This window comes from Synechococcus sp. CS-1333 (assembly GCF_025128015.1).
Lineage (GTDB): Bacteria > Cyanobacteriota > Cyanobacteriia > PCC-6307 > Cyanobiaceae > MW101C3.
In genome coordinates this window covers 37,672-54,437 of the sequence record NZ_JAHLYO010000034.1, presented here as the reverse complement: position 1 = coordinate 54,437, position 16,766 = coordinate 37,672, and the positions used below count along the sequence as shown (strand labels likewise).

Genomic DNA, 16,766 nt, shown 5'->3' with positions numbered 1-16,766 from the left:
CCACACCGGCCCTCAAGAAGCCTCAGACCAGCACGGTCTCGCTCCGGCGGCTGTGGCGGATGCCGCTGATCGCTTCGCGGTAATCGGGCTGATTGAACACGCCGGAGCCCGAGACGATCGCGTTGGCACCCACCTCGATCACCTGCCAGGCGTTGCCGGCCTTGAGGCCGCCGTCCACCTCGATCCAGGGATCCAGGCCCCGTTCATCGCACATCCGGCGCAGGCGGCGCACTTTTTCCACGGCTGAAGGGATGAAGCTCTGGCCCCCGAAGCCGGGGTTCACGCTCATGATCAGCACCAGGTCACAGAGCTCGAGGCAGTACTCGAGGGTTTCCAGCGGTGTGCCGGGGTTGAGCACCGCACCGGCCTTCTTGCCGAGATCCTTGATCTGGCCGAGGTTGCGGTGGAGGTGAGGGCAGGCTTCCACCTGTACATAGATGTGATCGGCGCCCGCCTTGGCGAAATCGCCCACATAACGCTCGGGCTCCACGATCATCAGGTGCACATCGAGCGGTTTCTGCGTGACGGGGCGCAGCGCTTCGACGATCAGTGGGCCGATGGTGATGTTGGGGACGAAGCGTCCGTCCATCACATCCACGTGGATCCAATCGGCCCCCGCCTCGTCAACGGCCCGCACCTCGTCGCCGAGACGGGCAAAATCTGCAGACAGGATCGACGGGGCGATCACCAGAGGCTTCGTGCTCATGGCTGGGGCCACCGGGGCAAGAGATCCCGAGCATTGTAGGAAGAGGCCAGTACCGGTTCTCCAGCCAACGGGGCGCCCCATGGGGCGCTGATACAGTCGCCTCGGCCAGAGACCGAAACAAACCTGCTGCAGCTGGTCTGCCGGTTCTTGCTTCGGCACCGCCGCTCCCTCCCCCTGCCGGACTTTTGTGGATCGCACCCTCATTCAGGAACTGCTTGAAGTCGTCGAGCAGGCCGCCATCGCCTCTGCGCACCTGACCGGCCTCGGCAAGAAAGACGAAGCCGACGCTGCTGCCGTGGAGGCCATGCGCCTGCGGATGGGCAGCATCGCCATGCAGGGCCGGATCGTGATCGGCGAAGGGGAGCGCGACGAAGCCCCGATGCTCTACATCGGCGAGGAAGTGGGCAGCGGCACCGGTCCCGGCGTGGATTTCGCCGTCGACCCCTGCGAAGGCACCAACCTCTGCGCCAACGCCCAAGACGGCTCGATGGCCGTGCTGGCCGCTTCCGACCGCGGTGGCCTTTTCAATGCGCCCGACTTCTACATGAAGAAGCTGGCGGCACCGCCGGCCGCCAAAGGCAAGGTGGACATCCGCAAGAGCGCCACGGAAAACATCGCCATCCTCAGCGAGTGCCTCGGCCTGCCCGCCAATGAGCTGGTGATCGTGGTGATGGACCGCGCCCGCCACAAGGATCTGATTGCCGAGATCCGCGCCACCGGCGCCCGGGTGAAGCCCATCAGCGACGGTGACGTGCAGGCGGCCATCGCCTGTGGCTTCTCCGGCACCGGCACCCATTGCCTGATGGGCATCGGCGCTGCTCCGGAAGGGGTGATCTCCGCTGCAGCCCTGCGCTGCCTGGGTGGACACTTCCAGGGTCAGCTCGTGTATGACCCCGCCGTCGCCCAGACCTCCGAGTGGGCCGATTACACCAAGGAAGGCAACATCGCTCGCCTCAATGAAATGGGCATCACCGACATCGACAAGGTGTACGAGGCCGAGGAGCTGGCCTCCGGCGAGAACGTGGTCTTCGCAGGCAGCGGTATCACCGATGGCCTGCTGTTCAAGGGCGTCAAGTTCGAGCGCGACTGCACCCGCACCAGCAGCCTGATCATTTCCTCGCTCGATTCCAGCGCCCGCTTCACGGACACCATCCACATCAAGCCCGGCGCTCAAAGCGTCGCGCTGCGCTGAGTCCCACCCCATGCACATCGCCGTCGTCGGGCTCAGCCATCGCACGGCTCCTGTCGAAATCCGGGAGCGCCTCAGCATCCCGGAGCAGACGATGGAGGAATCCCTCCAGATCCTGCGCGGCGATGCCCAAGTGCTTGAGGCCTCCATCCTCAGCACCTGCAACCGGCTTGAGATCTACACGCTGCTGCGCCATCCGGAGCAGGGCATCACGGCCGTGGGCTCCTTCCTGAGCCAGCACTCGGGCCTTGATTTCGGCGAACTCACCCCCCACCTCTTCACGTATCACCATGAAGAGGCGGTGGGTCATCTGCTGCGGGTGGCGGCAGGGCTCGACAGCCTGGTGCTGGGGGAAGGGCAGATCCTCTCCCAGGTGAAGAAGATGGTGCGGCTGGGCCAGGAGCATGGCTCGATCGGCCCGATCCTCAACCGGCTGCTCACCCAGGCGGTGAGCACCGGCAAGCGGGTACGCACCGAAACCAATCTCGGCACTGGCGCCGTGTCGATCAGCTCGGCTGCGGTGGAGCTGGCCCAGCTCAAGGTGGGCCAGAGCCGCGGCGTCGACGACCTCGTGTCGCTCGAGGGCGAGCAGGTGGCGGTGGTGGGAGCGGGGCGCATGTCCCGCTTGCTGCTGCAGCACCTGCAGGCCAAGGGCTGCCGCGCCCTGGTGCTGCTCAATCGCACCGTGTCACGGGCGGAGGCCCTGGCGGCTGATTTTCCCGACTTGCCGGTGCAATGCCGGCCGCTCGAAGACCTGGACCATTGCCTCAGCACCTGCTCGCTGGTGTTCACCAGCACGGCCGCCGATGAGCCGATCATCGACGCCGCCCGGCTGCAGGGGCTCAACCGCCGCTCCTCACTGAAGCTGATCGACATCGGCGTGCCCCGCAACATCAGCTCCGACGTCGCTGCCCTGGGTGGGGTGGAGGCCTTCGATGTGGACGATCTGCAGGAGGTGGTGGCCCGCAATCAGGAGGCCCGCCGTGAGATCGCCGCCGAAGCCGAAGGGCTGCTGCAGGAGGAAGCTCGCCAGTTCCTCGACTGGTGGGACGGCCTGGAAGCCGTGCCCACCCTCAACCGGCTCCGCCAGCAGCTGGAGCTGATCCGCGAACAGGAGCTGCAGAAAGCGCTCAGCCGCATGGGCCCCGACCTTTCAGCGCGGGAGCGCAAGGTGGTGGAAGCCCTCACCAAAGGCATCGTCAACAAGATCCTGCACAGCCCGGTCACCCACCTGCGGGCGCCCCAGCCACGCCAGCAACGCCATCAATCCATGAAAGTGCTCCATGAACTTTTCGCGCTTGATGAGTCCAGCGGTGAGGGCTGAATTCCAGACCACCGACCGGGGGTCACGTGCTCCGGTACGGTGCTCGAATGCTGACAACAGCAGTCCTTGGGGGCAGTGATGAAGCGGGTTCTGGCGATCATCCTCGGCGGCGGAGCGGGCACCCGGCTCTACCCGCTCACAAAGATGCGGGCCAAGCCGGCGGTGCCGCTGGCCGGTAAATACCGGCTCATCGACATCCCGGTGAGCAACTGCATCAACTCCGGGGTCAACAAGATCTACGTGCTGACGCAGTTCAACAGCGCGTCGCTCAACCGCCACCTCACCCAGACCTACAACCTCTCCGCCGGCTTCGGGCAGGGGTTCGTGGAGGTGCTCGCGGCTCAGCAGACCCCTGACAGCCCCAGCTGGTTTGAAGGCACTGCGGACGCCGTGCGCAAATACCAGTGGCTGTTCCACGAATGGGACGTGGACCACTACCTGATTCTCTCCGGCGACCAGCTCTACCGGATGGATTACAGCAGCTTCGTGCGCCACCACATCGACACCGGCTCCGACCTGAGCGTGGCGGCGCTGCCGGTGGATGCAGCCCAGGCCGAGGGCTTCGGCCTGATGCGCACCGATCCCCAGGGGTGGATCCGCGAGTTCAGCGAGAAGCCGAAGGGCGCCGCCCTGGAAGCGATGGCGGTCGACACCTCCCGCCACGGCCTCTCGGCCGACGAGGCCCTCAAGCGCCCCTACCTGGCGTCGATGGGCATCTATGTGTTCAGCCGCGACACCCTGTTCGACCTGCTGGTGAGCAATCCCGAAGCCACCGACTTCGGCAAGGAGATCATCCCCACCTCCCTGGCGCGGGGCGACAAGCTCAGCAGCTTCGTCTTCAACGACTACTGGGAGGACATCGGCACGATCGGGGCGTTCTACGAGGCCAACCTGGCGCTCACCGACCAACCCAGCCCGGCGTTCTCCTTCTACGACGAGAAATTCCCCATCTACACGCGGCCCCGTTACCTGCCCCCCAGCAAGTTGCTCGACACCCAGGTCACGCAGTCGATCATCGGTGAAGGCTCCCTGCTGCAGGCCTGCAGCATCCACCACTGCGTGCTCGGCGTGCGCTCGCGCATCGAGGCCGAAGTGGTGCTTCAGGACACCCTGGTGATGGGCGCCGACTACTTCGAATCGGCGGAAGAGCGGGCCGTGCTGCGCGAGCGAGGCGGCATCCCGCTGGGCGTGGGCAATGGCACCACCGTGCGGCGCTCGATCCTCGACAAGAACGTGCGCATCGGCCGCAACGTCACGATCGTGAACAAGGACCACATCGAGGAAGCCGACCGGCCGGAGCTGGGCTTTTACATCCGCAACGGCATCGTGGTGGTGGAGAAGAACGCCACCATCGCTGACGGCACCGTGATCTGAGCGGTTGCTGACACAGCCGCGCAGGCGGCAGCGTCGGGCGGGCCGCAGGGGCACACTGGCTCAGAAAGGTTTGCAGCCCAACCCACATGAGCAAAGCGCACTTCGGCCTGATCGGCCTGGGCGTGATGGGCGAGAACCTGGTCCTCAACGCTGAGCGCAACGGCTTCTCCAGCGTCGTCTACAACCGCACCTGGGCCAAGACGGAAGAGTTCCTCAACGGCCGCGGCGCCGGCCTTCAGATCATCGGCGCCCACTCCCTTGAGGAGTTCGTGGCCAGCCTGGAGCGGCCCCGCCGCATCCTGATGATGATCAAGGCGGGCCAGCCGATCGACGACACCATCGCCGCCATCTCCCCGTACCTGGAGGATGGCGATCTGCTGATCGACGGCGGCAACTCTCTCTACACCGACACCGAGCGGCGGGTGAAGGAGCTGGAGAGCAAGAGCTTCGGCTACATCGGCATGGGGGTGTCCGGTGGCGCCAAGGGCGCCCTGGAGGGGCCGAGCATGATGCCCGGCGGCACCAAGGCGGCCTACGACGCCATTGAGAGCCTGGTGACCAAGATGGCCGCCCAGGTGGAGGACGGCCCCTGCGTCACCTACATCGGCCCCGGTGGCGCCGGCCATTTCGTCAAGACGGTGCACAACGGCATCGAGTACGGGATCGAGCAGATCCTGGTGGAGGCCTACGACCTGATGAAGCGCGGCGCCGGCCTCGATGGCATCGCCATGGCCGATGTGTTCGACGGCTGGAACCAGCTGGAGGAGCTCTCCTCCTATCTGGTGGAAATCACCGAGGTGTGCCTGCGCACCCGCGATCCTGAGGATGGCGGCGACCTGGTCGAAAAGATCCTCGACGTGGCCGGCCAGAAAGGCACCGGCCTCTGGACCGTGATCAGCGCGCTGGAAATGGGGGTGCCCGTGCCCACCATCTACGCCTCCCTGAACGGGCGGGTGATGAGCTCGATGAAATCCGAGCGGGTGGCCGCTGAATCGGTGCTGCCGGGTCCGGCGCCCCACCCCGTGCAGCTCGGCGAGCCCACCGAAGGCCTGCCGCCGCTGCGCGATGCGGTGATCCTTGCCTGCATCGCCAGCTACGCCCAAGGCATGGCCCTGCTGGTGGAAGCCTCCAAGCTGCACGACTACAACCTCCACCTGTCCGCGATCGCCCAGATCTGGAAGGGGGGCTGCATCATCCGCGCCCGCCTGCTGCAGCGCATCCAGGACGCCTACGACACCAATCCGGGTCTGGCAAACCTGATGGTGGACCCCTGGTTCGCCGAACAGATCAACCGCCGGCTGCCCGGCCTGCGCCAGGTGGTGGCAGATGCCGCCCAGGCCGGCATTCCCGTGCCCTGCCTGAGCAGCACGCTCGATTACATCGACAGCTACCGCACCGCCCGCCTGCCCCAGAACCTGCTGCAGGCCATGCGCGATTGCTTCGGCGCCCACACCTATCAGCGGGTGGACCGCGACGGTGCCTTCCACACCGAGTGGCTCTGATGGAGCACACCCCATCGCCCACCTATCAGCTGAAGGTGGTAGCCGGGGGGCAGGAGCAGCTGGCGGAGTCCGCCGCCACCACGATCGCCTCTGCCATCGACCTGGCGCTGGCGGAGCGGGAGCGGGCCCAGATCGCCCTCGCCGGTGGCACCACCCCGGAGGCCGCCTATCGCCATCTCGGCGCGGCCCACCTGCCCTGGAACCGGGTGGACGTGCTGCTCGGGGATGAGCGCTGGGTGCCGGCCGACGACCCCTCCAGCAATGCGCTGCTGCTGAGCCGCTCCCTGCTGGCCGCCGGCCCGGGCCGGGAGGCCTGCTTTCATCCCGTCCCCACCGATCAGGACACGCCGGAAGCCAGCGCCGCCGCCTTCGCGGCCGTGCTGGCTCGCCTCTGCCCCGGCGATCCGCCGGTGCTGGATGTGGTGCTGCTGGGTCTGGGAGAAGACGGCCACACCGCCTCGCTGTTTCCAGGCACGGCAGCCACCACGGTGGTGGATCGCCCGGTGACGATCAGCGAGGGCAAGGGCTTGCCCCGCGTGACCCTCACCGCACCGGTGCTGAGTGCCGCGCGCCAGGTGGTGTTTCTGGTGAGCGGGGCAGGCAAGCGCCAGGCCCTGCAACGCCTGCTTGATCCGAACGAGCCGGCCGTGCGCACCCCGGCCCGGCTAGTGAAGCCCCTCACTCCGGTGCTGATCCTCGCCGATCCCGCCGCTGCGGCAGGCTTGGAGCCTTGATGGAGCCGGCTGGCATGGTGGCACCGCTGGTGGTGGTGAGCGGCGACGGGTTCAGCGGGTGGCTGGCCCTGAACGACACGATCATGGGAGGACGCAGCAGCGGCGTCTGCCGCATCGGCCCGGAGGGGCTGGTGCTGGAGGCCGATGTGGTGGAGCAGGGCGGTGGCTTCGTGAGTTGCCGCTCGCCGCTGTTCTCCCCGCCCCTGAACCTGGGCGACTACCGCGCCCTGCAGCTGGAGTTGCGTGGCGACGGCCGCCGCTACAAGCTGGCCGTGGCCTGCGCCGATGGCGTCGCCGGGCTCACCGAGCTGATCCCCGGCGGGCTGCGCTGGGTGGCGGAGTTCGACACCAGCGTCAGCGCGCCTGACCAGCCGCCCCAACGGGTGGAGATTCCCTTCGCTCAGCTGCGGGCCTCGGTGCGGGCCCGCCCGCTGAACCTGCCGCTGCGCTTCGATCCCGGCCGGGTCACGCGGCTGCAGGTGCTGCATTCCAAGTTCGGCGACGACGGCCAGCTGAACGCAGGCTTCCGGGCCGGCCCGCTGCAGTTGGCTCTGGTGGCGGTGCGAGCGGTGCCGTGAGCGCCGCCGATGAGCTCAGCCGGCGGATCGCCGCCGCGGCCGATCTCTGCCTCAAACCGCACCGCCATGCGGTGGTGGGAGCCATGGCGAGCGGGGCCTCCGGCTGTCAAGGCTCCGCCAGTGAAAGCTCCGCGGGGCCTGGCGACTGCTGCCTGCGCCTTCAGCCGCGGGGGATCGACGGGGAGCGGCTGCCGCAGCAGGACATCGAGCTGGAGCTCTACCGCAGCGGCAACGACCTCCACATGATGCTCAGCTGGCCGGAGCAACCGGAGCAACCGATGCTCTGGCACGGCCAGCACCCCGTCTGGATGGACGGAGAAACGGGGCTGCGCACCGAGCGGCCGCCGGCCGGCGCCCCGCTGGAAGCCCTGGCCCGGCGTCTGCGCGCCTTGCTCAGCCTCCCCTCCGATGCACACGGTGAGGATCCTGCAGAGGCTGCAGGCCCTGCAGGCGAGCCCCCTGGCAGGCCTAGACCGGATCGGTGACGGCACCCAGACTGCTGCTGCTCACCAGGCGGGCGTACTTGCCCAGCACGCCGGTGCGGTAGCGGGGGGCGGGGGCCACCCAGGCAGCGCGTCGGCGCTCCAGCTCGGCCGCGTCAACGTTCAGCTGAATCAGCAGCTGGTGGGCGTCCACGGTGATGCTATCGCCTTCTTCCACCAGCGCGATGGTGCCGCCCACGGCCGCCTCCGGTGCCACGTGTCCCACGACCATGCCGTAGGAGCCACCACTGAAGCGGCCATCGGTGATCAACGCCACCGATTCGCCCAGCCCCTGGCCCACGATCGCGGCGGTGGGGGAGAGCATCTCGCGCATGCCGGGGCCACCCACGGGACCCTCGTAACGCACCACCACCACATCGCCGGCCCCCACCGATCCTGCCAGGATCGCCTCCAGGGCACTTTCCTCGCTCTCGAACACGCGGGCCGGGCCGGTGATCACGGGGGTCTTGACGCCGCTGATCTTGGCCACCGCCCCCTCTTCCGCCAGGTTGCCCTTGAGGATGGCCAGGTGCCCCTTGGCATAGAGCGGATTGGAGAGGGGCCGGATCACGTCCTGACCGGCCGGGGGCTCGCTGGGCACATCGGCCAGCACCTCACGCAGAGTGCGCCCCTCGATCGTGCCGCAGTCGCCGTGCAGCAGGCCCGCATCGAGCAGCAGCTTCATCACCTGCGGGATGCCGCCGGCCCGGTGCAGATCCACCGTCACGTAGCGGCCGCTGGGCTTGAGGTCACAGATCACCGGCACCCGCTGGCGGATGGTTTCGAAATCGTCGATGCTGAGCGGCACCTCGGCGGTGCGGGCGATCGCCAGCAGGTGCAGCACCGAGTTGGTGGAGCCGCCGACGGCCATGATCACGCTGATCGCGTTTTCGATCGCCTCGCGGGTGATCAGGTCGCGGGGGCGGATGTTCGCCTCGATGGCACGCACCAGCACCTCCGCCGAACGGGCGGCGCTCTCCGCCTTCTCCGGATCTTCCGCCGCCATGGTGGAACTGCCCGGCAGGCTGAGCCCCATCGCTTCGAAGGCCGAGCTCATCGTGTTGGCGGTGAACATGCCGCCGCAGCTGCCGGCACCGGGGCAGGCGTTCTTCTCGATCGCCAGCAGCTCCGCCTCATCGATGCGGCCCCCCGAAAACTGACCCACCGCCTCGAAGGCGCTCACCACGGTGAGATCACAGGGACCAAGCCGGCCGGGCTTGATCGTGCCGCCATAGACGAAGATCGCCGGGATGTTCATGCGGGCCATGGCGAGCATGGCGCCAGGCATGTTCTTGTCGCAGCCGCCGATCGCCAGCAGGCCGTCCATGCTCTGGGCGTTACAGGCGGTTTCGATCGAATCGGCGATCACCTCCCTCGACACGAGCGAATACTTCATCCCCTCGGTGCCCATCGAGATGCCGTCGCTGACGGTGATGGTGCCGAACATCTGGGGCATGGCACCGGCGCTGTGGGCGGACTGCTCAGCGCGCCGGGCCAGGTCGTTCAGGCCGATGTTGCAGGGCGTGATCGTGCTGTAGCCGTTGGCGATGCCGATGATCGGCTTGTCGAAGTCGCCGTCGCCGAAGCCCACCGCCCGCAACATGGCGCGGTTGGGGGAACGCTGGACACCTGCGGTGATGGCGGCGGAGCGGAGCATGGAAGGCAGGGGAACACCGGAGATCAACCTACCGATCCGCAGGAAAAGCCTCCGCGTCAGGAGTGTCCGCAGAACACAGCGTGCGGCGGGAGGGGTTCCAAGCCGGAGGAGCCGTGAGGCGGGCCTTTGGCTGGCGCCTGGGCTGAAGGCTGTTGGGCCAGCGGGCGGATCAGTTGTCCGGGGTTAGGCACTCCAGCTGGCGCCGCACATCCTCGATGGCCTGGTTGAGCTCCTGAACCTTGTGCTGCAGCTCCTTTTCGAGCAGCGGGCGACGGATGTAGCCCTCTCCCTCGCTGGGGCCATCCTGAAAGCGCGAGAGGGTGAGGCGACGGCGCTGGCGCTCGGCCAGCCGGCGGCGCTCAGCGGCGTCGAGCAGCCACCAGGCCAGCCCGGCCGCTCCCACCACGGCCCCGGCGATAGCGCTGGCCAGGATGGTGCTGCCGCCGCGCGTTGACCCGTCGTGTCCTGCCATCAGGTGGCTCCGATCCAAAAGCCCAGTGACACAGCCTAGGAGGCGTGCATCAAGGCATCCGCCACGCGCAGGGCATTGGCGATCACCGTGAGGCCGGGCGACACCGATGGACAGCTGGGGAAGACGCTGGCATCGGCGATCCAGAGGTTGGCCACTTCATGGCTGCGCCCCGCCAGATCCACCACGGAGCTGGCCGGATCACTGCCCATGCGGCAGGTACCGCAGGCATAGCCCATCACCGCCAGCGGTGCTTCGCCGCGGGGATGCACCGGCGAGGGACGCACCACCTGGGTGAGAGGGTCCTTTTCGGTGCGCCGCAGGGTGTCGATCCAGCGGTAGACGAGCCGGTCGTGGGCTTCGAGATTGTTGGGCAGGTAGTGGATGCGGATGCGGTCACGCCGCAGGGTGATCGCATTGTCCGGATCGGGCAGCACCGCAGTCATCGCCCACCAGCACACCGAGCGGGCCGCCAGCTGCCGCAACGCCGCGTTGGGGAGCAGCCGGGTCACCAGCGAAAGCACCGGCGGGGATTCGGCGAACAGGGCGTCCTGCAGCACGCCGCCGCCGCTCTCGATGTGGCCGAGCGGGAAGCTCACGTTCTTGTCACCCCAGTAGTAGTCGTTGACGCCGAGGCTGCGGGAGTAAGCGCCGGAGTTGGCCCGGGCCGCCAGCTGCAGGATCGCCGTGAGCTGGGGCCGCATCAGGTTGCGGCCCACCTGGCCGGAGCCGTTGGCCAGGCCGGCGGGATGGGGATCTGAGACAGAGCGCAGCAGAATCACCGCCGTGTTCACTGCGCCAGCGGCCAGCACCACCTGATCACCACGAAAGAGCCAGTTCTGGCCGTCGATCTCCGCCTCCACTCCGCGCACCTCCGTGCCGCCGGGATTCACATGCAGGCGGTTGACCCTGGCGTTGGTGCGCAGGCAGGTGCCGGCGCCCGCAAGCGCCGGGGTGACGCCGAACAGCTCCGCATCGCCGCTGGGGTCTGCCGGATCCTCCGACCAGCTGAGCGGCAGGTCGTAGGGATGGCACGACTGGCGACGGAGGCCTTCACGCAGCTCCTCCAGCAAGGGATCAAGCGGCCGCGGCGACCGGGCGTAGGCGGCGAAACGGCTGGGCTCGGTGGGATCCACCCCCTGGCGGCCATGCACGCGGTAGAGGGCTTCCGCCCGGTCGTACCAGGGGGCGAAGTGGTTGTAGGGGAGACCCCAGGAGGGTGCGGTGGCTTCCTGATAGCGCAACGGGCCGAACTCCTGCTCCCGCATCCGCTCCAGCACCGCCCCCCAGATCTTGGTGTTGCCGCCGAGGGCATACACCGCCTGGGGGGAGAAGGGATCGCCATCGGTGCCGAACCACTGCTCGCCAGGGTGGTAGCGGTCTTTGCGGAACAGGTCCACATCCGCGACGTTCTGGTCTTCTCGGGGCAAGGCGGCGCCCCGCTCCAGCAGCAGCACCGAGCGGCCCTTCGCCGCCAGATCGCTGACCAGGGTGGCGCCTCCGGCGCCGCTGCCGACGACGATGACGTCGTAGTGGGTGTCATCAATGATCATGCTTGCCAGACGTAGAGAAGCAGAAAGAGCAGCACCCAGATCACATCCACGAAGTGCCAGAACAGGGAAACAGCGATGACACCCTGTTCACCGTTGTCGTAGTTGCCTGGATAGAACGAGCGCCCCAGCATCAGGCCCATCAGCAGGATGCCGGTGGCCACATGCAGGCCGTGAAAGCCGGTGAGCAGATAAAACAGACCGCCGAAGGTGCCGCTGGTGAAGCCGAACGAAAGGCCGCTCCATTCACTCGCCTGGCCATAAAGAAAGACGGAGCCCATCGCCATCGTGAGCAGCAGGAAGGCGCGGAAGGCCCACAGGCGTTTCTGGCCGAGGAAGTGCTCTGCCACGGCGATCGTGCCGCTGCTCGACACAAGCACCACTGTGAACTGCAGCGGGGTGCGCCACTCCAAACCCTCCACCCCCGGCGGCAACCAGCTGGTGGCGGTGGATTTCAGCAGCGCATAGGCGGCGAAGAACGCCAGAAAAATGACGCTCTCGGAGCAGAGAAAAATGATGAAGCCGGTGAGTGTGTAGCTGGGGTGGCTGGCGTGGCCTTCGCCATGGGCCGGGCCGGGGCCGGCGGGCGCCGCTGAGGGAAGGGTGGTCATGGTTCAGGCCTCCTGAAGGGCGCGTTCATAGGCCTCCTGGTGCTCCACCAGGGGTTTGCCCGTGCCGTAGCCGTAGGGGCCGCTGATCACGGTGGGAACGTTGTCTTCAAAGTTCTCGGCCGGAGGAGGGGAGGGGAGCAGCCACTCCAGGCCGATGGCTTTCCAGGGATTGGCCGGCGCCTTGGGCCCCCACACCCAGGAGCTCACCAGGTTGAGCAGGAAGGGAATGATCGACACCCCCAGCAGAAAGCCGCCGAGGCTGGCGATCACGTTCCAGAAGGCGAATTCCGGGTCGTACGACGATACGCGCCGGGGCATGCCCATCAACCCGAGCGGATGCATCGGGAAGAAGTTGAGATTGGTGCCTACAAAGGTGAGCAAAAAATGGAGCTTGCCCAGCCCTTCGAAATACATATGGCCAGTGAATTTAGGGAACCAGTGATAGATCGCCGCATACACCCCCATGGTGGCAGCCCCGTAGATCACGTAGTGAAAGTGGCCCACCACGAAGTAGGTGTTGTTGACGTGGATGTCAACCGGCACCGTGGCCAGCATGATGCCGGTCACACCGGCGAACACGAAGTTGAACAGGCCACCGAGGGAAAACAGCATCGGTGTGTTCAGCTGGATCTTGCCCCCCCACAGGGTGCCCAGCCAGGCGAACACCTTGATGCCGGTGGGTACCGCGATCAGCATCGTGGACACCATGAACAGATCCCGCATCCACTGGGGCACCCCGCTGGGGAACATGTGGTGCACCCACACCACCAGGCTGAGGCCCACGATCACCAGCGAAGCCATCGCCACGAACACGTAGCCGAACAGGGGCTTGCGGGCGTGCACGGGAAACAGTTCGGAGAAGATGCCGAACACCGGCAGGATGATCACATACACCGCCGGGTGGGAATAGAACCAGAAGAAGTGCTGATAGAGCACAGGGTCGCCGCCCCCTTCCGGGCGATAGAAGGACGTGCCCAACACCAGATCGAACAGCAGCATCACAGCGCCGCCGGTGAGAGCGGGCAGGCCGATCAGCTGAATCGTCTGGGCGGAGAGGGCGGTCCAGCAGAAGATCGGCATCCGGAAGAACGTCATGCCGGGAGCGCGCATGCGCAGGATCGTGGTCACGAAGTTCACCGCTCCCATGATCGACGACACGCCGGAAAGGGCCACCGCCGTGATCCACAGCGCTTCGCCATTGATCAGATGGCCCAGGGGGTTCTGCAGGCTCACCGGTGGATACGACCACCAGCCGGAGGCCGCCGGACCGCCGGGCACCAGGAAGCTGGCCATCAGGATCACGCCGAACACTGGCACAAGCCAGAAGGCGGCGGCATTGAGGCGCGGAAAGGCCATGTCAGGGGCGCCGATCATGCAGGGGATCAACAGGTTGTTGAGGCCGTTGAGAACCGGAAACATGAACAGAAACAGCATGATCGTGCCGTGCATCGTGTAGAGCGCGTTGTACACGGTGCGATCCACCAGATCCGCCTCAGGCGTGATCAGCTCGCCACGCATGATCATCGCCAGCAGCCCTCCCACCAACAGGAAGAACAGCGAGGTCACGATGTATTGGATGCCGATCACCTTGGCATCGGTGTTGAAGCTGAAAAAGCGCTTCCAGTTGTTCGGTGCCCCCGGCACTGGGTGGGCGGCCTTGAGGATGCCGGGATCAAGAGAGGTGAGGGTCATGGGGGTCAACCTGCGTGGGGAAGGGTGTTCGAGCCGGGCACGTTGACCATTGGGGGGGGAGCCGGGGGCACGGTGGGATAGCCGGAGGCGCGCAGCCGGGATTGCTGCTGGGCGTATTCCCGGGAGGCATCGCTGATGCCGGGCCGCAGGGGCTGGGCCGCCGCCCGGGTGAGCCAGTCCTGGTAGGCCTCCTCGCTCTGCACCACCACATCCACCTGGTTGGCGGCGAACCAGGTGCCGCTGTATTCGGAATCGCGCAGGCGGTAGCGACCCTCGCGGGTGGGGGTGATGAAGAAGGCGATCGAGCGGCCGGGGATCACCTGCTGCTTGAGGCGGAAGGCGGGCACGTAGAAGCCGTGGATCACATCGGCGCTCTCCAGCTGCAGGCTCACGCGACGACCCACCGGCAGGTGCAGCTCGGTGCTCGACGCAGCCGCATCCGGGTAGCGGAACTCCCACGACCACTGACGGGCGATCACCTGGATCTCGGCGGTGGGGGCGCCGGCCATCGCCTCGGCGGTGTCGCCGTGGCTGTGGTCCATGGGGCCGATGGCGCCGATCTCACGGTTGACGCCGATGGTCGTCCAGGCGATCGCCATCACCAGCACCAGGGGAATCGCCGTCCAGATGATCTCCAGCACGGTGTTGCCCTCCACCGGAGCGGCATCGTCCATGTCGTATTTCTCGGCCCGGTTGAACAGCAGCACGTACGCCATCACCGACACCACACCGGCGAACACGAAGCAGGCGATCGCGGTTTCGAGGCTGAAGAGGTCGTCGACCAGTGGGGCGGCGCTGGAGGCCTGCACTGGCAGCCAGCGGTAGGCCTGCTGCCCCAGCCAGTGCGACAGCAGCACCAGCAGCCCCACCCAGAGGCTGACGGCGGCCACCGCGGCCCGATTGACAGAGGCGGGCGGTGAGCTGGTCATGGCAGAGCCTCACGGAGATCGGCGCCGGCGGCCAGCAACTGGTTGGCGGTGACGTGCACGCCGAATTCGACAGCCAGCTGGGCGCCGATGGTGCCGTGCACCCCCAGCAGGGCGAACATCACGATGCCGAGGGCCAGGTAGCTCCACTGCACCTGCCGCCCCATCTCGCGGCGCCAGGCATAGCGCTGAAAGCCCCGCCACACGGTCATCAGCACGATCACCAGCAGCAGCAGCAGACCACCGGCGCCGTGCCAGAGCATGCTGCCGGTGCTGCTGAGGCCGAAGCTGCTGGTGATGCCGGGCAGAGGCACGGCCAGCTGCATCTCGAAAAAGCCGGCGGTGACGGTGAAGAAGCTCACCACGCTGCAGGCCAGCAGGTTGTACCAGCCCACATCGTGCAGGGCGGAGCGGGTCACCGGCAGCGCCAGAAAGCGGAACACACGCCGCTCCAGCGGGAACAGGGCCCCGGCGATATCAAAGGCGATGGCGATGATGAACAGGCCGATGGTGAGATGCACCAGGTTCGGGTGAATCGGCAGGCTGTAGGGGAGGCCATTCGGACCCAGGGCCATCACACCAATCCCTCGCGCATCGCTTCCACCACCTTGACGGTGTGAAGGCCGTAGATCCAGACCAGCTCGCTACCCAGCAGCACCTGCACCACCACCAGCACGCTCAGCACCGAGCCGGCGCCGAGGAAGGCCAGCGGCAGGCGGCGCGGATCCTTGCTGCGGATCACGTAACGCCAGGCCGTGAGCACCGAAAGGATGCCGGCCAGCGCCCAGCCGATCGTGCTGTGCAGGTTGAGGATCTCGCGCGATTCGCCATAGGGGTTGGCCAGGCCCGCTTCCACCTGGCCGAAGATGATCGCCACGAAGATCGCCGCGGTGGCGAACAGCAGGTTCCAGAAGCTCACCTCATAGAGCTCAGGCTTGCCGGCCAGGCGGCCGATCACGTCGAACAGGAACGCGATCAGGGCCATGGCAATCACGAAGTGGACGACGATCGGATGGATCGTGTCCATCCAGGGAAGGTTGCGATCGTTGAGCTGGGGCAACAGCTCGAGCATGGCCGCAGAGGGGAATGGCTGGTTCCACCTTGAAGCTTGGCTTCGGGCGGGTGCGTCATTATCAAGAAATAAAGCTAGTGCGTTTGTGCAACCCGACACATCGGAGCGTGCGGGTCATCCAGGGGGAGAAGGCCAGTCCCGGTTCTGCCTTTAGCGTTGGCTTTCGCGAGACCGTGCCCGATGTCGATTCCTGCGTCCAAGCCGTTGCGCTGGCTGGCTGCCGCCCTGGTCTTCGCTGCTGCCGGCCTGTCGATCGCCCTGCCGTTCGTGTCCGCCACGCTGCTGACGATCGTGCTGGGCGGGGTGGCGGTGGCAGGCGGGATCTCCCAGCTGCTGCGTCTCACCGGCGGCGGCGACCTCAGCACCAAGCTGTTTCGCGGCCTCAGCGGGCTGCTGTATGTGGGCGGTGGCCTCTGGATTCTGGTGTTTCCGGTGAGCAGTGAGGTGAGCCTCACCCTGTTCGTCGGCCTGCTCATGGCCTTCGAAGGGGTGATGGAACTGGCCGCCGGCGCCGCTGCCGATGGCCAGGCCCGGGGCCTGGTGATCGCCGACGGTCTGGTGACCGCGATCCTGGGCGGTCTACTGATCGCGGAATGGCCCAGCGACAGTCTCTGGGTGATCGGCACCCTGTTCGGCGTGGCGCTGGCCTTCTCCGGCGTCAACCTGCTCACCGCGCCTGATCCCGGCGCCGTCAGCGGGAACGGTTGACGAACCAGGCAGCCACCAGAAACGCCGCCATCACCAGGGACAGCTCGATCAGCCCGCCACTCCAGAGCCAGTCGCGGAAGGTGAACACCGCGGGAGCAAGCGGAACCGGAAGCAACGGAGCCATGGGGGTTCACCGGCTTCAGCCGGTCAGTGGCGGTCGGGCCTGATTGTGAGGCTTCGGCGCCCGTCCTG

At 66.8% G+C, this 16,766-nt stretch carries 18 protein-coding genes; 8 read left to right on the top strand and 10 right to left on the bottom strand.

Going from position 1 to position 16,766, the window contains the following annotated elements:
* Positions 1-22: 22 nt before the first annotated feature.
* A complete protein-coding gene (gene rpe / locus KQ303_RS13950; RefSeq protein ID WP_259730758.1) occupies positions 23-706 on the bottom strand; it encodes a ribulose-phosphate 3-epimerase in 684 nt (227 codons plus the stop codon).
* Between the two features lie 187 nt (positions 707-893).
* Between rpe and glpX the strand changes: the two genes are divergently transcribed.
* The 7 genes from glpX to KQ303_RS14670 all read left to right on the top strand — a co-directional run bounded on the left by glpX (position 894) and on the right by KQ303_RS14670 (position 7,892).
* A complete protein-coding gene (glpX, locus tag KQ303_RS13945; RefSeq protein ID WP_094513103.1) occupies positions 894-1,898 on the top strand; it encodes a class II fructose-bisphosphatase in 1,005 nt (334 codons plus the stop codon).
* Positions 1,899-1,908: 10 nt separating this feature from the next.
* On the top strand, positions 1,909-3,219 hold the full coding sequence (locus KQ303_RS13940; protein ID WP_259730757.1) for a glutamyl-tRNA reductase: 1,311 nt from the start codon (positions 1,909-1,911) through the stop codon (positions 3,217-3,219).
* A 78-nt stretch (positions 3,220-3,297) separates the two neighbouring features.
* Positions 3,298-4,593, top strand: coding sequence for a glucose-1-phosphate adenylyltransferase (locus tag KQ303_RS13935; RefSeq protein WP_255101285.1), 1,296 nt, complete (start codon positions 3,298-3,300; stop codon positions 4,591-4,593).
* 86 nt (positions 4,594-4,679) lie between these two features.
* Positions 4,680-6,095: an NADP-dependent phosphogluconate dehydrogenase gene (gene gndA / locus KQ303_RS13930; protein WP_259730756.1), complete on the top strand. Its 1,416-nt coding sequence runs from the start codon at positions 4,680-4,682 to the stop codon at positions 6,093-6,095.
* Positions 6,095-6,829, top strand: coding sequence for a 6-phosphogluconolactonase (gene pgl / locus KQ303_RS13925; protein WP_259730755.1), 735 nt, complete (start codon positions 6,095-6,097; stop codon positions 6,827-6,829). Before gndA ends, pgl begins: the two co-directional genes overlap by 1 nt.
* Before the next feature lie 14 nt (positions 6,830-6,843).
* Positions 6,844-7,407 carry a CIA30 family protein gene (locus tag KQ303_RS13920; RefSeq protein ID WP_259730754.1) on the top strand — a complete coding sequence of 188 codons (564 nt, stop codon included), beginning with the start codon at positions 6,844-6,846 and terminating at the stop codon, positions 7,405-7,407.
* Entirely contained in the window at positions 7,404-7,892 is a 489-nt protein-coding gene (locus KQ303_RS14670) for a hypothetical protein (protein WP_311134173.1), read from the top strand. The genes KQ303_RS13920 and KQ303_RS14670 overlap by 4 nt, the downstream gene beginning before the upstream one ends.
* Here the strand turns inward: KQ303_RS14670 and ilvD are convergent.
* The 8 genes from ilvD to KQ303_RS13875 form a co-directional block, all read right to left on the bottom strand.
* Entirely contained in the window at positions 7,876-9,546 is a 1,671-nt protein-coding gene (ilvD, locus tag KQ303_RS13910; RefSeq protein WP_259730753.1) for a dihydroxy-acid dehydratase, read from the bottom strand. The genes KQ303_RS14670 and ilvD overlap by 17 nt on opposite strands.
* Positions 9,547-9,715: 169 nt before the next feature.
* Positions 9,716-10,018 carry a hypothetical protein gene (locus KQ303_RS13905; RefSeq protein ID WP_259730752.1) on the bottom strand — a complete coding sequence of 101 codons (303 nt, stop codon included), beginning with the start codon at positions 10,016-10,018 and terminating at the stop codon, positions 9,716-9,718.
* 35 nt (positions 10,019-10,053) lie between these two features.
* The gene (locus KQ303_RS13900; RefSeq protein WP_259730751.1) at positions 10,054-11,568 is read right to left on the bottom strand and encodes a GMC oxidoreductase; all 1,515 of its coding nucleotides are present in this window, start codon (positions 11,566-11,568) and stop codon (positions 10,054-10,056) included.
* The gene (locus tag KQ303_RS13895; protein WP_259730750.1) at positions 11,565-12,176 is read right to left on the bottom strand and encodes a heme-copper oxidase subunit III; all 612 of its coding nucleotides are present in this window, start codon (positions 12,174-12,176) and stop codon (positions 11,565-11,567) included. Before KQ303_RS13895 ends, KQ303_RS13900 begins: the two co-directional genes overlap by 4 nt.
* A 3-nt stretch (positions 12,177-12,179) precedes the next feature.
* Positions 12,180-13,868 (bottom strand): cbb3-type cytochrome c oxidase subunit I, encoded by a 1,689-nt coding sequence (locus tag KQ303_RS13890; RefSeq protein ID WP_259730749.1) that lies wholly within the window; start codon positions 13,866-13,868, stop codon positions 12,180-12,182.
* A 5-nt stretch (positions 13,869-13,873) separates the two neighbouring features.
* Positions 13,874-14,797 carry a cytochrome c oxidase subunit II gene (locus tag KQ303_RS13885; protein ID WP_259730748.1) on the bottom strand — a complete coding sequence of 308 codons (924 nt, stop codon included), beginning with the start codon at positions 14,795-14,797 and terminating at the stop codon, positions 13,874-13,876.
* Complete coding sequence (locus tag KQ303_RS13880) at positions 14,794-15,369, bottom strand: DUF2231 domain-containing protein (RefSeq protein ID WP_094513091.1); 576 nt, start codon at positions 15,367-15,369, stop codon at positions 14,794-14,796. The genes KQ303_RS13885 and KQ303_RS13880 overlap by 4 nt, the downstream gene beginning before the upstream one ends.
* The gene (locus KQ303_RS13875) at positions 15,369-15,866 is read right to left on the bottom strand and encodes a DUF2231 domain-containing protein (RefSeq protein WP_094513090.1); all 498 of its coding nucleotides are present in this window, start codon (positions 15,864-15,866) and stop codon (positions 15,369-15,371) included. The genes KQ303_RS13880 and KQ303_RS13875 overlap by 1 nt, the downstream gene beginning before the upstream one ends.
* 180 nt (positions 15,867-16,046) lie before the next feature.
* Here KQ303_RS13875 and KQ303_RS13870 point away from each other — a divergent pair, with 180 nt between their 5' ends.
* Positions 16,047-16,574, top strand: coding sequence for an HdeD family acid-resistance protein (locus KQ303_RS13870; protein ID WP_259730747.1), 528 nt, complete (start codon positions 16,047-16,049; stop codon positions 16,572-16,574).
* Here the strand turns inward: KQ303_RS13870 and KQ303_RS13865 are convergent.
* Positions 16,558-16,698, bottom strand: a complete 141-nt coding sequence (locus KQ303_RS13865; protein WP_259730746.1) for a hypothetical protein — start codon at positions 16,696-16,698, stop codon at positions 16,558-16,560. The genes KQ303_RS13870 and KQ303_RS13865 overlap by 17 nt on opposite strands.
* Positions 16,699-16,766: the final 68 nt, after the last annotated feature.

Coding starts and splice junctions, on each gene's coding strand:
- rpe (WP_259730758.1), bottom strand. CDS start 706: ATGAGCACGAAGCCTCTGGTGATCGCCCCGTCGATCCTGTCTGCAGAT.
- KQ303_RS13940 (WP_259730757.1), top strand. CDS start 1,909: ATGCACATCGCCGTCGTCGGGCTCAGCCATCGCACGGCTCCTGTCGAA.
- KQ303_RS13935 (WP_255101285.1), top strand. CDS start 3,298: ATGAAGCGGGTTCTGGCGATCATCCTCGGCGGCGGAGCGGGCACCCGG.
- gndA (WP_259730756.1), top strand. CDS start 4,680: ATGAGCAAAGCGCACTTCGGCCTGATCGGCCTGGGCGTGATGGGCGAG.
- pgl (WP_259730755.1), top strand. CDS start 6,095: ATGGAGCACACCCCATCGCCCACCTATCAGCTGAAGGTGGTAGCCGGG.
- KQ303_RS13920 (WP_259730754.1), top strand. CDS start 6,844: ATGGTGGCACCGCTGGTGGTGGTGAGCGGCGACGGGTTCAGCGGGTGG.
- ilvD (WP_259730753.1), bottom strand. CDS start 9,546: ATGCTCCGCTCCGCCGCCATCACCGCAGGTGTCCAGCGTTCCCCCAAC.
- KQ303_RS13905 (WP_259730752.1), bottom strand. CDS start 10,018: ATGGCAGGACACGACGGGTCAACGCGCGGCGGCAGCACCATCCTGGCC.
- KQ303_RS13900 (WP_259730751.1), bottom strand. CDS start 11,568: ATGATCATTGATGACACCCACTACGACGTCATCGTCGTCGGCAGCGGC.
- KQ303_RS13895 (WP_259730750.1), bottom strand. CDS start 12,176: ATGACCACCCTTCCCTCAGCGGCGCCCGCCGGCCCCGGCCCGGCCCAT.
- KQ303_RS13890 (WP_259730749.1), bottom strand. CDS start 13,868: ATGACCCTCACCTCTCTTGATCCCGGCATCCTCAAGGCCGCCCACCCA.
- KQ303_RS13885 (WP_259730748.1), bottom strand. CDS start 14,797: ATGACCAGCTCACCGCCCGCCTCTGTCAATCGGGCCGCGGTGGCCGCC.
- KQ303_RS13880 (WP_094513091.1), bottom strand. CDS start 15,369: ATGGCCCTGGGTCCGAATGGCCTCCCCTACAGCCTGCCGATTCACCCG.
- KQ303_RS13875 (WP_094513090.1), bottom strand. CDS start 15,866: ATGCTCGAGCTGTTGCCCCAGCTCAACGATCGCAACCTTCCCTGGATG.
- KQ303_RS13870 (WP_259730747.1), top strand. CDS start 16,047: ATGTCGATTCCTGCGTCCAAGCCGTTGCGCTGGCTGGCTGCCGCCCTG.
- KQ303_RS13865 (WP_259730746.1), bottom strand. CDS start 16,698: ATGGCTCCGTTGCTTCCGGTTCCGCTTGCTCCCGCGGTGTTCACCTTC.